General features: G+C 46.2%; 16 protein-coding genes. 6 read left to right on the forward strand and 10 right to left on the reverse strand.

Annotated features, from left to right (window positions below):
- Nucleotides 1–122 precede the first annotated feature (122 nt).
- Together MHH57_RS23420 and MHH57_RS23425 are read left to right on the forward strand one after the other, a co-directional pair.
- A complete protein-coding gene (locus tag MHH57_RS23420) occupies nt 123–899 on the forward strand; it encodes an SMI1/KNR4 family protein (protein WP_340933494.1) in 777 nt (258 codons plus the stop codon).
- Between the two features lie 17 nt (nt 900–916).
- Entirely contained in the window at nt 917–2,338 is a 1,422-nt protein-coding gene (locus MHH57_RS23425; RefSeq protein WP_342434592.1) for an SMI1/KNR4 family protein, read from the forward strand.
- Between the two features lie 68 nt (nt 2,339–2,406).
- Here the strand turns inward: MHH57_RS23425 and MHH57_RS23430 are convergent, their stop codons facing one another.
- Both MHH57_RS23430 and MHH57_RS23435 read right to left on the reverse strand, forming a co-directional pair.
- The gene (locus tag MHH57_RS23430) at nt 2,407–3,021 is read right to left on the reverse strand and encodes a TetR/AcrR family transcriptional regulator (RefSeq protein ID WP_342434593.1); all 615 of its coding nucleotides are present in this window, start codon (nt 3,019–3,021) and stop codon (nt 2,407–2,409) included.
- Nucleotides 3,022–3,046: 25 nt separating this feature from the next.
- A complete protein-coding gene (locus tag MHH57_RS23435; RefSeq protein ID WP_049817033.1) occupies nt 3,047–4,531 on the reverse strand; it encodes an NAD(P)/FAD-dependent oxidoreductase in 1,485 nt (494 codons plus the stop codon).
- Between the two features lie 320 nt (nt 4,532–4,851).
- On the opposite strand from MHH57_RS23435, the gene MHH57_RS23440 reads away from it, so the two are divergent.
- The gene (locus MHH57_RS23440) at nt 4,852–6,087 is read left to right on the forward strand and encodes a PHB depolymerase family esterase (RefSeq protein WP_029518566.1); all 1,236 of its coding nucleotides are present in this window, start codon (nt 4,852–4,854) and stop codon (nt 6,085–6,087) included.
- A 296-nt stretch (nt 6,088–6,383) separates the two neighbouring features.
- Here the strand turns inward: MHH57_RS23440 and modB are convergent, their stop codons facing one another.
- Together modB and modA are read right to left on the reverse strand one after the other, a co-directional pair.
- Nucleotides 6,384–7,049 (reverse strand): molybdate ABC transporter permease subunit, encoded by a 666-nt coding sequence (modB, locus tag MHH57_RS23445; protein ID WP_029518567.1) that lies wholly within the window; start codon nt 7,047–7,049, stop codon nt 6,384–6,386.
- 3 nt (nt 7,050–7,052) lie between these two features.
- A complete protein-coding gene (modA, locus tag MHH57_RS23450; protein ID WP_029518568.1) occupies nt 7,053–7,913 on the reverse strand; it encodes a molybdate ABC transporter substrate-binding protein in 861 nt (286 codons plus the stop codon).
- A 270-nt stretch (nt 7,914–8,183) separates the two neighbouring features.
- Here modA and MHH57_RS23455 point away from each other — a divergent pair, with 270 nt between their 5' ends.
- A complete protein-coding gene (locus MHH57_RS23455; RefSeq protein WP_342434594.1) occupies nt 8,184–9,146 on the forward strand; it encodes a helix-turn-helix transcriptional regulator in 963 nt (320 codons plus the stop codon).
- A gap of 434 nt (nt 9,147–9,580) precedes the next feature.
- Here MHH57_RS23455 and MHH57_RS23460 read toward each other — a convergent pair whose 3' ends face one another.
- A complete protein-coding gene (locus MHH57_RS23460) occupies nt 9,581–9,940 on the reverse strand; it encodes a hypothetical protein (RefSeq protein WP_318627954.1) in 360 nt (119 codons plus the stop codon).
- 113 nt (nt 9,941–10,053) lie between these two features.
- On the opposite strand from MHH57_RS23460, the gene MHH57_RS23465 reads away from it, so the two are divergent.
- Nucleotides 10,054–10,296 carry a helix-turn-helix transcriptional regulator gene (locus MHH57_RS23465; protein ID WP_318627955.1) on the forward strand — a complete coding sequence of 81 codons (243 nt, stop codon included), beginning with the start codon at nt 10,054–10,056 and terminating at the stop codon, nt 10,294–10,296.
- A 142-nt stretch (nt 10,297–10,438) separates the two neighbouring features.
- Nucleotides 10,439–10,708, forward strand: a complete 270-nt coding sequence (locus tag MHH57_RS23470) for a helix-turn-helix transcriptional regulator (protein ID WP_039271640.1) — start codon at nt 10,439–10,441, stop codon at nt 10,706–10,708.
- Nucleotides 10,709–10,862: 154 nt separating this feature from the next.
- Here the strand turns inward: MHH57_RS23470 and MHH57_RS23475 are convergent, their stop codons facing one another.
- From MHH57_RS23475 to MHH57_RS23495, 5 genes are all read right to left on the reverse strand, one after another.
- On the reverse strand, nt 10,863–11,738 hold the full coding sequence (locus tag MHH57_RS23475) for a cysteine ABC transporter substrate-binding protein (protein WP_029518573.1): 876 nt from the start codon (nt 11,736–11,738) through the stop codon (nt 10,863–10,865).
- 137 nt (nt 11,739–11,875) lie between these two features.
- Nucleotides 11,876–12,631, reverse strand: a complete 756-nt coding sequence (locus MHH57_RS23480; RefSeq protein ID WP_029518574.1) for an amino acid ABC transporter ATP-binding protein — start codon at nt 12,629–12,631, stop codon at nt 11,876–11,878.
- An 18-nt stretch (nt 12,632–12,649) separates the two neighbouring features.
- Nucleotides 12,650–13,327 carry an amino acid ABC transporter permease gene (locus MHH57_RS23485; RefSeq protein WP_342434595.1) on the reverse strand — a complete coding sequence of 226 codons (678 nt, stop codon included), beginning with the start codon at nt 13,325–13,327 and terminating at the stop codon, nt 12,650–12,652.
- Nucleotides 13,308–13,973, reverse strand: coding sequence for an amino acid ABC transporter permease (locus MHH57_RS23490; protein WP_029518576.1), 666 nt, complete (start codon nt 13,971–13,973; stop codon nt 13,308–13,310). The genes MHH57_RS23485 and MHH57_RS23490 overlap by 20 nt, the downstream gene beginning before the upstream one ends.
- A gap of 219 nt (nt 13,974–14,192) precedes the next feature.
- On the reverse strand, nt 14,193–15,641 hold the full coding sequence (locus tag MHH57_RS23495; RefSeq protein ID WP_340886665.1) for a SulP family inorganic anion transporter: 1,449 nt from the start codon (nt 15,639–15,641) through the stop codon (nt 14,193–14,195).
- Between the last annotated feature and the right edge of the window lie 97 nt (nt 15,642–15,738).

Below are 15,738 nucleotides of genomic sequence, written 5' to 3' on the forward strand. Positions count from 1 at the left end.
AGTTCCTACGGAATTAAGATAGACTAATCTATAACTATTTTATTTCCTGATTATAGCATATCTCTCATTTACTTTTGGACTCTACCCCTATAGATAGAGTGCCGGAAAGCAGGTGTATTCATATGTATTGGGTTTCCACACAACATACGACGGTGGCTGCCGAAGAACTGACAACTTTCGAACATACCTATGGATTAACTTTACCACCTCCCTATGTAGCATTCCTCACCCGCTATGGGCCTGGTACCTTTTGCGGACTGCTGGTGATTGAACCGCCTGATGCTCAACTATTACAATCCTATGCGGATTACGAACTGTGGAGGCATGATGATAACTGTCCGATCACCGTGCAACAGCTAGGCGAGTGCGTGGTCATCGGTAGCTCCATAGATGGGGATTTCCTAGCGGTGCACCCTCAGGTCGAAGGTTTGCTTTGGCTACCGCGACATTCGGAGGTCATTACTAAGAAGCCATTAGATGTTCAGGTTCCATTTACAGATACACTGGAGCATATACTACAGGATGAATTCGGAAGAATAGAGCCATTCCCCCGTTATTTCGAACCTGTCAGTCTGGATAGAGCAGCAACATTTCTACTATTTAATCCACCCGAGACGGCGGAAGCTTGCGGTTCAGCCCATCCGAACGATCAAGCCTTGCAAATAGCTCCAGCATCTATACAGGTATTGGCTCAGCGTTTTAAACAGCATTTTGACTCAAATCTATGGATTGAAAACGAGCATATCTGCATGGCTTTTCTTCAGACTCTAGGCGGATATGTGCGTTTTAACTATGCATATGGACGCGAAGTGGCGATCATTTATGAACCCACAGCGATAGCACTTCGTGATGAAATTCTAGCATTCTTGCAAAAAGAGCATTGCCAGGTTGTAGAGTAAGAGGAGGACAAATACGAATGACAGTACATTTTGAACGAACCTTAGAAAAGCTGGGACAGATCGCCGATCGTCTGAGACAAGGTGGGATGTCTGACGTGGTATACCAATGGTCGAGGGGGATTTCTACAAGTGAACTAACTGAGCTGGAGGAACGGCTGCAGATGCCTTTGCCTGCCTCCCTGTCTGAGTTGATAAAGCGGTGTGGCAGCTTACATTTGCTATGGTGCCTCCCTCAACACTGTATTGTAGCCGATGAACCGGCTTGTTCATATGAAAGCAGTAATGGCCTTGAACAAGAACCGAATATCCTCGACGATATCACAGGAGAATTTGGCTGGAATCATGAGTATATTGGCTATTTTACATCTTATGGGGAAGATACCGACTCAGCAGCGGACGAGCAACGATATCTGATCCTTAATTATAATGGTGCGGGTGATCCGATACTGCTTGATATGGCGACATCCGCAACAGAGCCAGCGGTGTTCTGTTATGATCATGAGTTGGATCAGTTTACTCTGCTCGCAGAAAATCTACCCGCCTATATAGAAACCATGCTCACCTTGCACGGACTATGGCTGTGGGATTGGTCTAACGTGTCAGACGAGCATGGCATTCAGCTAAACAGTCCACCACTACAACTGTGGCAACGCTGGTTGGACATGTTTTGTACGATGAAGCTGGAGGATGCGCAGTCGTTGGAGACGCTGATCCATTACACCACCATGCATGGCGTAGATCATCCTGCTGTGGTGCAGGCTTTTCAAGCCTATGATCCAAAGGATATTTTTCTTGCCTGGGAGCAGCACTGGCAGAACATTCAACATAGCCAGGTTCCATTCTCTACATGGGCCGTTTGGGTAGGGGAGACCGCAGGGGTTGGGGCTGCTGATTGGGTCCGCTCCTTGTGGGAACCGGAAACCGCGCAAGTATGGACATCTTTAGCGCAAAACAATACCCTACATGCTAAGGGTGCATTTGCGTCCACACGCGCCTATCTGAGCGCCCGCTGCCTACCCGGGCAGGAAGGCTTGGTATGTGTTTGCAATCACCTGCTACAGCATTCGGTTGCAGATGGCAAATTAGAAGGATACACCGCTAATGGGCAGCTACAGCATTTTCATTCACCGCAGGTCATTAACTGGATACGGGATAAGGTCAATCATCCGGTCGATGGCTGGGCAGTACTTTTCGCCTACTCTTGTCCTACAGCTGAGCAGGTGATTGAATGGCTATCCAGTAGTGAGCTTCATCAGAAGATTGCAACGGAGGGGCTAGATATTATGATTCATCGGGATCTTCTGCCCGCTCTGGAAGCAGACGCTTGGGCCAATATCTCAGATCTGCTTCTTGCTTCTTTGCAGCTCGTGATGCTCAAAAAAGATAAACGTCGTATTGAAGCCGTGCTTAAGCAGCTTTCAGATTTGGAACTTCGTTAATCTTTCGGAAGGGTCGTATGCGGATTCACATGTACAGTGATGTGAGGTAAAGAAAGTTAGCCGCTGCATCAGCGGCTTAACCCCTTGAGGAAAGTATCTATAGTAAATGAAATCAATTCATCATTTGATTGTGCCATAGGAAAATCAAAATTCAGGAGCAAAGAAGTCAAGCCGTGCAGCATACTCCATACAGAGCTGGCGAACAAGCGCTCATCTCCTTGAATGATGGAACCCTCCTCCATAACGGCTTTGAGCCCAGCTTCAAGAAACTCAAAGCCTTTAAGGCTCCCACTGTCTATAAGACTAACCAAGCTTACAGATTCCAGGTTGCTGATAAACAGAATGTTGTAATATTCCGGGTTAGCCGTTCCAAAACGAACATACGCATCAGACACCGCCTTCAGTGTGTCCAGAGCGTTCAATCCCGCTGCCTGTGCTTCATCCGCACGTTGCTGAAGAGCCTGCAGAAACAGGGCATTTCCTTCTAGCAGGAGTTCGATTACAATGGCTTCCTTATTTTCGAAATAATGATAAATAGTTGTTGGTGAATATTCAATCTGATCCGCAATTTTGCGCATGGAGACTTCAGCATACCCTTGATTCAGAAAAAGCGATCGGGCGGCCTCAATGATTTTCCGGCGGATCTCATTGCTTTCACGTTCTCGGCGTTTGATATGTTTCATGAGTAGATGTACTTGCCCTTTCTGCCTACCCCAATTTGGCGGCGATACGATCAGCTTCCATTATACCCGATTCCATAACCCCTTGAAACCCGCCCCCAGGCTGTGTCCAGGCCCCTACCAATGATAGACGCTTTACTGCTGATTTGTGCTTGAGCCTTTTTATACCGGACTGCCGAACCGTTTGTGCGTAGCCATAAACAGCCCCGTCGGGATTAGCGGTATAACGCTGCATCGTGCGTGGTGTGCCCAATTCGGCTACCATCACTTTGCTGCTAAAACCCGGATACAGCTGTTCAAGGCATCCCAATATCTGCTGTGTCACGGCTTCTTTTTTGGCTTTGTATTCGGGACGTGCGGCAGGCCAGTTCTCCAATCTGTCCAAAAATGTAATTGCGATGACACCCTTTCCCGGTTCATTGAGCTTAGGGTCCATGGCGTTATAATTCGTGAGCATCCAGTTGCCTTTCGTGTACTGGCCGCTCATCATTACTTCATAATCTGTCTCCGAATCCGGCTCATTACGCAGGATTAAGTCTTCTTCGGTGATGCCAAGCTCATGAGGTTCACATGATAATCCCAGATATAGCTGGGTGAGAGACGTGCCAGTCTCCAAACTGCTGACAGCTTCCAGCTCACGACGGGCAGCATCATGGTTTTCCAGTAGACGGCCATAGGTATGATGGGGACTGATACCAGACACAATCCAGTTGGCTTTATATACATCCCCTTTTTTCAGACGGACACCAGCAGCTTTACCATGTTCGAGTATAATCTCAGATACCTGACTGCGCAGGTGAACTTCTCCTCCCGCTGACTTAATAGCGTCAACCAGTGCATTAGATAAAGCCTGTGCGCCTCCCTCAATGTAATACGTCCCCTCCATGTGGTAGCCGATCCAGGGAATAAAAAAATACAGGGCCGCAAGTCGCTTTGGAGGCAATCCGTAATAGGCCCACAGCGCGGTGAAAAATTCCGTGAAGCGGTCAGATAACCCGAACTGGCTTACAGATTCCCAGGTGGTCATTTGCGTCCAGCGGAGAAAGGTCCCAGCTTTGAGCAGGCCAACCGCCTTGCGCCAGGAAGTGAGAGTAGAAAAAGCAGAAAAGCCTGTTTCAAAACGGCGAATGCCCGCGAATAGACTGTCAATGGCTTTCACCTCAGTAGGAAACATGTTCTTGAGGAGCTGCACATACTCCTGAACATCGGACGGAATATCAATGTTCTGGCCTTCCCAACGAATGGAGTAAGGGTGCTTTTTGCGGAGAGGAACAATTCGCTGGTCCGCATTACAGGCCTTCAGCATCTGACCAAAGCTTCCTTCCTCGAGTCCGCCGACACCATGCAAGGAGACATCAAAAGTGTATCCCTTTCTTGTAAATTCAGTTGCGAAACCGCCAGGCAGAGTATGGCTCTCAAAAACAGCTGTTCGGTAACCGAGCGAAGAGAGTCTTGCTGCACAGGATAAGCCACCCAATCCTGCACCGATGACAATAACATCATATTGGTTCATGATTTCATCCCCCTTTTTTTAACATCGTTATATAAGTTAACAGTGTTAAGTTAAGGAGATTATATACCATAATATTACCGTTGCGAAAGTAAAACTTTTTTAATAAAACATCAAAAAAATGTAGCGCTTTCACTTGTCAGATTCCAATGAAGGTGCTATCCTTCAAGTGGGATTGTTACTGAAAAGGCAAAACCCGAGTACACTTGTGTACCCGGAGTTTGCCTTTTTTTTTAATTTGTATGGATTCCACAGCATACAGTTAACCATCCCGAACATGTAGTAAGCGCTTTAAAAAAATGACACCAAAGGAGATTAATCTCATGCAAAGAAGACGTTTTGCCCCTGTTTTATTATCTTTCGTGTTCCTGCTAACGATCTTTTTCCCATCCTCCAGCTCTGCCGCAGCAGCAACAGATGTCCCAGCGCCACAGGCTACCCTGCTTACACAGGTACAGCCTTTGGGTGAAGTCGTTTCTGCTGTTGTACTGAAATACAGCACCAATATTGACGGGGCATCTTTATCCACGTCTAGCTTTCAGGTTCAATCTGTACTCAATGATGTATATACAGATAGAACCGTGACCGGTGTATATACCAATGATACTGGAGCCATCACCAACCGCAGCACTCATGGTAAATATGTCGTGATTGAGCTGGATACACAAGATAAAAATGCAAGTACCCTTACTTACGATGCAACAAGCGCAGTTAACCGCATCAACACGTTGAATTATATTATTAGTCAAAAGAAAGATATTGCAACTTCAAAGAAAACAGTCATCCCAGCCTCTGCACAGACTGTAAAAGCAACAGATAAAATTACACCGATCGTAGACGATTTCCAAAAAAGCATCTTTGAAAATAAAGAAGGCTTCAAGCTGAACTACTTTACGTTTGAGCCTAAAGTTGAGCCCGGCAAAACCTACCCTCTGGTTGTATTCCTGCACGGAAACGGCGAACGTGGTGACGGAAACGGAGTAAATTTGCTGGCAAACGCCGGAGCTGTTACTTGGGCTTCTCCTGAGCAGCAAGCCAAACACCCATCCTTCGTAATCGCACCACAAAGCCCGATTGACTTGGAACATAAATTCATTTGGGCGGATGAACCACGCAACAGCGCTGTAGCCGATTTGGTACGTGAAACAGCGTTAAAATACCCAATCGACACCGACCGAATCTATATTGTTGGTATTTCTCAAGGAGCTATGGGTACGTGGAGACTGCTGGAAAAGAATCTTGACTTGTTCGCCGCAGGTGTACCCATTGCCGGTTTGACCAACTATGAAAAAGCCGTTAACATGTATGCACCTGTCGATCCTAAACACGTTGAAGTACTGAAAAACGTTCCGATTTGGGCCTTCCATGCTGCAGACGACACCACAGTTAGTCCTAAAAACTCGCAAGAAATGGTAGCTGCCATAAAAGCACAAAACGGTAACCTCATTCATTTTACTGAATACGAAGCAGGGATTATCAAACCTACAGGACACTTCTCCTGGGTACCGGCTCTGCAAAATCAGGATATGATTGAATGGCTGTTTGCACAAAAGAAATAAATGTACAGGCCTGTTGATTAACCACTAAATGGTAAAAGTAAAGTCGCCCACCTTTCAGTTGGTTTGTACCCTTACAAACCAACTGAAAGGTGGGCGACTCCATGAAAAAGTCTATTACGATCCCAACGATTCTTCAATCCATTCCGCTAGCCTGTGGGGTGGTTCATACGTATTCAGTCCTGCGCAAACAGCTTTATAGTCTAAGGCACTACCTCTGCTTCTTTTACTTCCTCTAGGCTATATTAACTTTACTGCTTTCATTGCCTGCATTACACACATCATTACGCTTCATTTGCTCAAGTCTTCCTTCTCGCAACAAGCAGCATAATAAATGAAATTAAGACAATGGCAATCGTCCACGCCCAGGCCATCGTCTGATTCCCTGCATCGACAGCTACATAGATCGCCGTAGGTACCGTCTGCGTCTTATTCGGAATGTTCCCGGCAATCATCAGCGTCGCTCCAAACTCGCCAAGCGACCGTGCGAAGCCCAGTATCGCGGCAGTCAGCAGTGAAGGATAGGACAGCGGCAGCGTAATGTAGCGAAACATCTGCCATTCGCCAGCCCCTGCCGATCTGGCCGAGTCCTCCAGTGAACGGTCCACCGCATCGAATGCCGTCTTCATTGTCTGATAGACGAGCGGGAATGCCACCACGATAGACGCCAGCACCGCCGCCCACCAGGAGAAGATGACTGACGCGTGGAACAGCCATTCGATCCATTGTCCTAACCAGCTTCGACGTCCCAGAATGACCAGGAGCAGGAACCCGACTACCGTCGGAGGCAGCACCAATGGAAGCATGAAAATGGTCTCCAGCACCAGCTTACCACGTATGCGGCTTCGCCTTATCCAGCGGGCCGCCAGTACTCCTAGGACCAGCACGATCACACAGGACAGAGAAGCGACCTGCAGGGATAGCTGTACCGGAGGCCAAAATTCCGCCCAATTCACAGCAGTCAACAACTATTCCGCCTTACGGAAGCCGTACTTTTCCATCACCTGGAGCGCAGACTCGGTTTGCAAATAATCGTAGAATTGACGTGCATCCTCCTCATGACTTGTGGCAGCTACCAAACCGAGCGGATAGGTAATCGGAGAATGAAGCTTGGAGTCCACTGTTAACGCAATGCTTGTATCCTTCGTGGAAAGTGCATCCGTCTTGTATACGAAGCCCGCATCCGCGTTACCTGTTGCTACGTACTGCAGCACCTGTCGCACATCCTTGGCTTGTACCAGCTTCGGCTCCAATTCACTCCACAGCTTTTGATTCGTTAACGCTTCCTGTGCATATTTCCCCGCAGGCACACTGTCAGGAATGCCAATCGCGACTGTCTTGATGTCTTGTCCCTTCAGGTCATCCAGTTTCTTGAGCGCCACTCCATCCTTAGCAGGAACGACTAATACCAGATCATTCGCGAGCAACGTGCTGCTCTTCTTGACAAGGGCTTTTCCCTCAAGCGCCTTCATGCTGGAGGTAGAGGCAGAGATAAAGACGTCTGCGGGCGCTCCTTGCTCAATCTGACGCTGAAGTGCACCGGAGGCGCCGAAGTTAAAGTTCAGCTTCACATTCGGGTGCTCCCGCTCATATCCGGTCTTAATCTCATTCAGGGCGTCCGTCAGGCTTGCCGCTGCAGAGATCGTCAACTCCACCTGTTGCTGGTCCGGTGCCTTCGTGCCTGCTGTATTCTCCGTTGTTGTTTGTGCTGCTGTTGCCGCCGGCTCTACAGGAGCTGCGGGCGCAGCACTCTGGGAACCGCAAGCAACTAACACCACTAGTGCCCATATAGCTACTAGACTTCCAATCGTAGACTTGATTCTTCTCAAATTCCATCCCCCGTTCAATCATGTTTAGTTATAATTAGATATAACTAGTATAAATTCATATCTCATTATAGCTATGAAGGTAATCCTTGTAAACCACCAAAGAGCAGTTGGCAAGTATCACTTATGCCTGTTTAGAAGCTTGATGTTCCTGACTTTTTCGCCAGCCTCTGTTATGCCAGATGATTTGGTGTACAATATATGAGACACTGTGCATGATACATCACAGAAATTGATACATTTCAATCATACTGTTATTAATGGAGGTCTACTATGAATTCTCCTGTATCCTATACGACTGAGGAAATAGCCAAGCTACTGAAGATATCCAAGCTGACCGTCTATGATCTGATCAAAAAAGGAGAGATCCCCTCGTACCGGGTAGGTAAGCAAATGCGGGTGGATGCCAGTGATCTCGAAGCTTACAAGCAGCGCTCCAAAAGCCAACTGCTGAAGCACGACCCATCACCCCCACCCATATCCATGATGATCCCGCCGCATTCGCTATCCGGCGGTTCGACGCAGAATTCCAGTACAGCAGTCATTACTGGCCAGGATATCAGCCTCGACATTCTCGTCAAGCATCTTGAGAGCCAACAGACGTCCATTCGCCCGCTCCGCTCATATGGGGGTAGTCTGGACAGTCTCATCTCTATGTACCAGGGCAAAGCAGACATCGTCAGTACGCATCTGTGGGACGGCGACAGCGGTGAGTATAATTTGCCTTATATTCGCAAAATTCTGAACGGCTTCTCGTACCTCGTCATCCGTCTGTTATCCCGGCAAGCAGGGCTGTATGTCCAGACAGGGAATCCTTATGGTTTGCAGGGCTGGAAGGACTTGGCGCTTCCGGGGCTGCGTTTGGCGAATCGCGAGAAGGGCTCCGGCGCGCGCATCCTGCTCGACGAGCAGCTTCGTCTTCATCACATAGACCGCACTGCCTTGCTCGGATATGAAGACGAATCGACGCATCATATGGCTGTAGCAGGCAAGGTCGCCTCCGGCGAAGCCGATGTTGGTATCGGAATCGAGAAGGCCGCCAGTATTGTGGGGTCCGTGCAGTTTATTCCACTCATTCAGGAGCAGTACGATATCGTCATGCTGCGCACACCAGAGCGACAGGAATGGATTGATCTTATATTGCAGATTCTTCATTCGGACAGCTTCCGGCGGGAACTGGGAGCCATTCAGGGATATGACCTTTCTGAGACAGGAAAGATCTTGCTAGAGACATAGTCCTAAGTACAAAACAACGTTCAGGAACAGTCTTCCTGAGCGTTGGAGTCTATTATGGAACTAAATGTCGCTGTTAATGCTGAACGACTATAATGAAAATCAATGTAGCTTAGCAGGAGTAAGCCTCGGGAGCAGGCTTGCCAAGCGCAGGGAAAATCTCGTCCAACTGCTTCAATAGCAAATTGCACATGATATAAAAAGAATATATGAGTTTGGCTCATACAGTTCTAAAAATAAAAGCGCCAGAACGGTTCGAAATCCGCCTGGCGCTATATTTATTGCATATAATTAAATCTACTAGGATGCAAAAGCATTTGGGGAAATATGTACCTTTATTACGGCAGTGTTCATTTCACCCTTTTACGCTTCTGTGTTACATTATATAAATAAGACGAGAACAAAAATTCGAAGCTGAATTTATGTTCGCCATTTTTTCATAGTCCTTTATTCCGAACTAAATCAAAGTCTATATCTTCTCGACATGTGTTACATAACAACTCGTCTGTAAGAAAACTTAATGCATCCATGTTGCGCAACCGTTCGACTAACTCGGTAATCACATCTATGTCCTCACGTTGTACATATCTGGCAAGAGTGATGCCGCCTGTATCGCCATCAAAATATAGATGCGAATGATGTCTTTCCTTTTTTACATGTCGAAGAGTAAGCACGCTATTGTCGATCATCATGACGTAACGGTCCTTGATTAGATAGCCCTCAAAAAGCTCATACATATGCGGAAGATCACAGGGACCAAGAATGACACTTACTTTTTCAAAATTACCTTTGTTCATTTAGATTAGCTCCCTTCACATCTATTAAATCGGTCTTTACTAAAGATTAGATTTGTAAATTTTATAACTTTTCAAGATTAACCTTTGTGGTTATTTTATAATGAGGTGTATGTATGGGAATTATTTTTAAACTTGAAGAATTACTTCGAGAAATCGGGATTACTAAAAATGCTCTCGCTCGTGAGGCAAAAATCAGACCTAATACCATCTATGAGATGTGTAACAATACATCCAAGCGAATCGAATTTAAAACATTTAATACCGTGATGGAAACACTGATTCGGCTCTCTGGTCGTCCATTAACCCTACATGATGTTCTCGAATATATACCTGAGAATGAATCAGAGAAACACTGATACATTCACAGAATAGTCCGCTGCATCTTATATCTCTGCCCCTGGCAGGGATATTTTTTCCCTTGTTATTTAGCATAATTGTTATCATTATTTCAGAGTACGTGTGACTAGAATCTATACTGATAAAGGAGTATTTTCCATCATGAATGTTCATGAGAGATATCATTTTAAACTTGGCGATATTTTAGAAGAACTTGATATTTCCCGAAATAAACTAGCCGTAGAAGCAAAAATACGTCCGGCTACTGTAATAGATATGGTAAATGGCAAAACCAAAAGACTTGAATTAGAAACACTTGTCCATATACTTGATGCTTTGAACAGAATTGCCCATCAACGAAGATTTTCAAGGACTATTACTCTTGCTGATATTATAGAATACATCCCCGAAGATGAAATGGAGAGACAGTGAGACTATAATATGAGAATGAGGATTACTATTAGCCAAGAGGGCATTTCCATGACGAAATAAAAGGTTGCTAAAGCCCTCTTTTCCCCATATTAAAGAAGCGTTGGGACAGCAAGCCCAACGCTTCTTTATGCTTAATAAGTACCTTATATGATGATTAATCCACTTTGCCGCCCTCTACGACCAATTGATCTGTAAAGCCTTCTCCATAAACGGAGGTCAGTGTGTCCTTGTAGGCTTGATGGACAAAATTTTCCTTACCCAACGTTGCCAACTCATTGTTGATCCAGTCTAACAACTCCTTATTTCCCTTTGCTACTGCGGGTGCAATCGTATCTTGACCACCAAAGGCCGGGATGGTTACGGTAAAGCCGGGGTTGGCCTTTGCCCAGGCGATCAGCTCTGTATTATCGTTGGCAATGGCAACGCCGCGTTTGTCTTTGAGGGCTGAGAAAATCTCTGTGTATTGATCGAATTTGAGCAGCTTGATGTCAGGATAATTTTTCGTAAAATAGGTTTCAGCCGTCGTTCCTTTTGCGACAATCAGCTTTTGATCCGAACCCTTCAATTGGTCAATCGTGGTGATTGGAGCACTATCAGGTGACACAATGCCAAAGGATAATTTCATATACGGATTGGCAAAATCAACTTTTTCTTTACGCTCATCGGTCACCGTAAAGTTAGCCATGATGATATCTACCTTGTTGGATTCCAAATAGGCAACCCGGCTGGCAGCATCCACCAGAACAAATTCCACCTTGGACTCGTCACCCAAGAGATCTTTGGCAAACCGCTTCGCAATATAGACGTCAAAGCCTTGATTTTTCCCTTCCGAATCCACGTAGCCAAAAGGCGGCTTATCTGCAAATACACCGATTCGAATCTTGCCATTCTTTTTAATATCCTCAATCGAAGCAAATTTAGCCGAGCCTGAACTACCGTTGGTATTACCAGCCCCTGCACATCCCACCAAACCAACAAGCAGCAAGCTCAAAGCCAGTAATAACGTCGTGAACTTCATTCCTTTTCTCATCTGTATTCCTCCCCCTGTTTGTCAGCATTTTGCATCATTCGGTTTCTTTCGCTTCTGGGTGCAATATAGAGACCAATAGAAACATGTCGATCTCTATATTGTGATTGGAAGTCGCTCATGGAATTGATGCAAAATGCTCATATCGTTTCGTACTGAAATATATCCAGAAAGTGCTGGGCACGCTCTGTTTCCGGTTGGGTAAAAAATTGCTGCGGCGTAGTCATTTCGCATATCTGTCCTTGATCCATAAAAACGATACGATCTCCTACCGACTTGGCAAATCCCATTTCATGCGTCACGATAATCATGGTCATGCCCTGTTGGGCCAGCTCTCGCATGACATCCAGCACCTCTCTGACCATTTCCGGGTCCAAGGATGCGGTGACTTCATCAAAGAGCATAATTTCCGGATTCATACACAGGGCGCGCACAATCGCAATCCGTTGCTTTTGCCCACCTGATAATTGTCTCGGATACGCATCTTTGCGATCCAGCAGACCCACTCGCTCCAATAGCTGCTCCGCTTGCTCAAGTGCCTCCTGCTTATTTCTCCGCTGAACTTTAAGCGGGCCGAGCAATATATTTTCTAAGACCGTCATATGCGGAAACAGCTCGTAGTTCTGGAACACCATTCCGATATGCTGACGCACCTCACGCCAATTCACTTTCTTGTCCGTCAGGTCTTGCCCTCTATAACGGATATCTCCGCTCTGAACTGGTTCCAGACCATTGAGACATCGGAGGAGTGTGCTTTTTCCACATCCCGAAGGACCGAGAACGACCACGACTTCCCCTTTCGTTACGTCCAGATTAATCTGTTGTAATACTTTTCGGTCTTCGAAGCTTTTGTGCAGCCCTCGAATTTCGAGTAAAACCTCCACAGCCTCTCCCATGACACCCACCCCATCCTGCTAATTTTGCCATCTGCGTTCAAATCTTTTGGAAAGTCTGGATAACGTATAGCATACGAGAAAATATAATATGAAAATAAAGCCATACACCCAAAAGGATGCCGAGGGCGCTTTGATTACACCAAGCTCAATAATCTGCTGTCCGACCTTGACCACTTCTACTACACCGATCAGCACTACTAATGAAGTGGTTTTGATCATCCGTGTCGCCAAATTAATAGAACCGGGAAGCATTCGGCGCACCGCCTGGGGAATGAGTACATGGCGGTATAACTGCCCATATGTCAGTCCCAGTGCCTGCCCGGATTCCACCTGATGCTTGGGCAGTGATTCCAATGCACCCCGAACAAGGTCACCAATCTCGGCTGCTCCCCACAGGCTGAATACGATAATTGCTGTCAATTCTCCGCTGATATTCACATTTAACAAAGGCGTAAATCCAAAATATACAACATACAACCACACCAAAATCGGAATAATGCGGAATGTCTCCAAATATAATCTCAGCACAAACCGAATCGGTCTTGATTGTAAGGTGCGCAGCAATCCCATCAGAATGCCTAATAGAGTACCGATAATAATGGAAAGTAACGCAATCTCCAGCGTAACGAGTAATCCCCCTAATAGACGCTCGAAATTGGAACCTTCAAAGAGCACATTAATCCCCGAATTCAGCATATCGCACCTTCCTTTCCACCCAAGTCAGCAGTATCGACAAAGGTAAAAGCAGGACGAGATATGCCAATACCAGCAGAATTAGCGATTCTGTCGTTTTGTAGTACATACCGATTAGGTCTTTTGCCACATTCATCAAATCTAATAAAGCAATGGCGCCAACAATGGAGGTCTCCTTGAGTAGAAAAATCGCATTCGCTCCCAGAGACGGAACACTGATGGTAAAAGCCTGTGGCAAAATAACATATCTCGCCAGTTGTATCTTGGACAGTCCGAGACTCAGCCCGGATTCCGTTTGCGTTTTACTTACGGCTTCGATTCCACCACGGAACGCCTCAGCCATATAACCCCCGCCCAAAAAGGTCATGCCCACAATGGCACACGTCATTTCGCTCATATGCAGACCTATTTTCGTAAACCCGTAATACAGAAAATATAACTGAACAAGCAGCGGCGTATTTCGGGAAAGCTCAATATAGGCAACAATGATGCCGCTAATTCCCTTCACCTTGTAATACAGTACTATACTGCATAGCAAACCGACGACTAGTGAAAACAGAATAGCAAAAAAGGCGATCTTCAACGTCAGCCACATGGCTTCTCCATATAGCGGCAAGCTCTCTACAATAAAGTCCCAGTCTAAGTTCATATGTGCATACCTTTCAATTTTCAATTATTCCTATGTATTTGCTTTGCTTAATAACAATGATTGTATTCCTGCCCAATTATTACGTCAATACTTTGATGAAAATTTGTCATATTTATCTATGGTTTAGGAAAGAAAAGTGTTGTTTTATTTCAGAAATAAATAAAAAAGCTTGAAATGAATAAATTTCATTTCAAGCTTTGATTTATGCTATACGATTCATCACACGAGTGGCTCTGTAACTACAGGACCGCCGAGCTTCTCTACAATTAAACGGCTTTCCTCATTTAACCCTTGTAGGGTAATAGTTTTACCTGAGTTTCTGTATTTTTGAAGCACCTTGCCAATAGCAGTAACCGCCGAGTGATCCCAAACATGCGAATGGCTAAAGTCCACTACAACGCGGTCCGGGTCATCCGAAGGTTCAAAATGATCAACAAAATGAGACGTTGACGCGAAAAACATCGGCCCCCTGACATGGTACACCTTTTCTTCATGATCCTCAGTCGTACTGATACGGATTTTAGCCATTTTCCAGCCAAAATGCAGAGCACTTAGCAGTACGCCCACGATTACGCCCTTGGACAAATCATGCGTAGCCACCACGATGATCACCGTGACCACCATAATCAACGTATCTGCTTTGGGAACCTTGGCAATGTTTCGCAGCGATTTCCAATCCACAGTTCCAATACACACCATGAACATAACTCCCACTAATGCGCCCATGGGTACTTCCTTCACAACTCCACCAAGTACGAGCAGCAGAAAGGCCAAGAATACTCCTGCCGTAAAAGTGGACAAACGCCCTCTTCCACCTGAGCTGACATTAATGACGGATTGTCCGATCATGGCACAGCCACCCATACCCCCAAAAAAGCCATTTACAAAGTTGGCAATCCCTTGCCCACGGGCTTCCCGGTTTTTATTGCTTTTCGTTTCGGTCATTTCATCCAAAATGCTGGCTGTCAGCAGCGATTCCAGCAGTCCAACCAGTGCCATCGTAAAGGAATACGGCAGCAAGATCCGCAAAGTATGCCACGACCACTCAATTTGCGGCAAGTGGAATGAAGGCAGCGAACTGGTCAGCGTCCCGATATCTCCTACCGTTTTCACATTCAATCCAAATATATACGTAATGATCGTCATGATGATGATTGCCGTCAATGGAGCGGGGATGCTTTTCACAAATCTCGGTAATATATACACAATGAGCAGCGTACCTGCTACCATCGCGTACATGATCCAATTGGCTCCATGAAAATGAGTAAGCTGAGCCATAAAGACGAGGATCGCCAACGCATTCACAAACCCGGTCATGACTGGCTGTGAAATAAAGCTTATAAAGCGACCTATTTTCAAAACACCCAGCAGCACTTGAATAATTCCTGCCAAAATGGTAGCTGCAAACAGATATTCCACGCCATGATCCTTCACCAGACCAACGACCAGTACAGCTACGGCCCCGGTTGCTGCCGAGATCATCGCCGGACGTCCACCTGCAAAAGAGATGACAATGGCCATCGAGATGGAGGCGTACAGTCCGACCATGGGATTGACCCCCGCAATGATCGAGAAGGCAATCGCCTCGGGAATTAGTGCTAGCGCCACGGTCATGCCCGCAAGTATATCGGCCCGGATATTACCGAACCATTGTTGTCTAAGATTCATACTGTCTCGTTCCAGCCTCCTATATTTACAGAGAGTAGCGTGTTGACTCGCAACCCGTGTGGTTTCGGGCATCCGTCCAGCTGCCAATCGCCAAGGC

This window comes from Paenibacillus sp. FSL H7-0442, from assembly GCF_038593105.1.
Taxonomy (GTDB): Bacteria; Bacillota; Bacilli; order Paenibacillales; family Paenibacillaceae; genus Paenibacillus; species Paenibacillus polymyxa_D.